The organism is Pseudomonas eutrophicaquae (assembly GCF_023544715.1).
In the GTDB taxonomy this organism is placed as follows: domain Bacteria; phylum Pseudomonadota; class Gammaproteobacteria; order Pseudomonadales; family Pseudomonadaceae; genus Geopseudomonas.
This window is the reverse complement of the sequence record NZ_JAMJEZ010000057.1, coordinates 1-1098: the sequence shown is the minus strand read 5'-3', so window position 1 is coordinate 1098 and position 1098 is coordinate 1. Positions and strand designations below refer to the sequence as shown.

Here is a 1098-nt window from a genome sequence, read left to right as displayed (position 1 = left end):
GGCGGCCGCAAAAACTGAGTGCAACACCTGACCTTTCCGGTACGGTGTTGCCATGTCTTACCACGAACTCAGCGTCGAAGAGCGCTCCAACATTCAGGTCGGCCTGCTGCGTGGCATGAGCCAGCGCGCGATTGCCCGGATGCTCAACCGTAGCCCCTCCACCGTCAGCCGCGAGATCCGGCGCAACCGGAATGCCCAGGGCGGGTACGTCACTCACGAAGCCCAGCGCTCGATGCGCGAACGTCGCGTAGCCTGCAGGCCGCGGAAAAAACTGGTTCCAGGTTCCGAACTGTTCGATCTGGTGGCCTACCTGCTGCGCAAACGCTTTTCTCCCGAGCAGATTGCCGGCAAGCTGCGCTCCATGGAATTCCCGAACTTTGAAGACGCCTACGTCTGCCGCGAGACGATCTATAACGCGATCTATGCCCTGCCGGTCGGCGAACTGCGCAAGGAATTGATCATCTGCCTGCGGCAAGGCAAGACCGCCCGCCGTCCCCGTTCTGGTGGCGTGGATCGCCGCGGCCAGATCCCGGATATGGTCAGCATCCATGTGCGCCCGCCGGAGATCGAGGATCGCGTGATGCCCGGCCACTGGGAAGGTGACCTGATCAAGGGCAAGGCCAACGCCTCGGCGGTGGGAACCCTGGTCGAGCGCACCAGCGGCTACCTGATGCTGGTGAAGATGCGCGATGCGACGGCGACCTCGGCCGTGGAGGGCTTCAGCGCAGCGTTGAACCGGATGCCTCTGGCGGCGCGCAAGAGCATGACTTACGACCAAGGACGGGAGATGGCACGTCACGCGGAAATCACCCAGAAGACCGGCGTGGCCATCTACTTCTGTGACCCGCACAGCCCTTGGCAGCGCGGCAGCAACGAGAACATCAACGGATTGATTCGCCAGTACCTGCCCAAGGGCACGGACCTGTCGGGATACACCCAGGAGCAGCTGGATGCGATTGCTTATGAGCTGAACATCCGGCCGCGCAAGCGCTTCGGCTTCAAGTGCCCCATCGAAGTCATGACCGAGTTGATGGCCAAACATCACGAGGCGCCTGCTTCACTCCAGTAGCCGTGTTGCACTCAGCTCCTGCAACCGCC

General features: G+C 62.4%; 1 protein-coding gene. It reads left to right on the top strand.

Translation table 11 applies throughout. The features are described 5' to 3' along the window. The first annotated feature begins 52 nt into the window (after positions 1-52). On the top strand, positions 53-1069 hold the full coding sequence (locus MXC11_RS12110) for an IS30 family transposase (RefSeq protein ID WP_250010424.1): 1017 nt from the start codon (positions 53-55) through the stop codon (positions 1067-1069). Positions 1070-1098: the final 29 nt, after the last annotated feature.

What these genes read in the sequence shown, in the direction of transcription:
- MXC11_RS12110 (WP_250010424.1), top strand. Translation starts at nt 53, where the DNA reads ATGTCTTACCACGAACTCAGCGTCGAAGAGCGCTCCAACATTCAGGTC.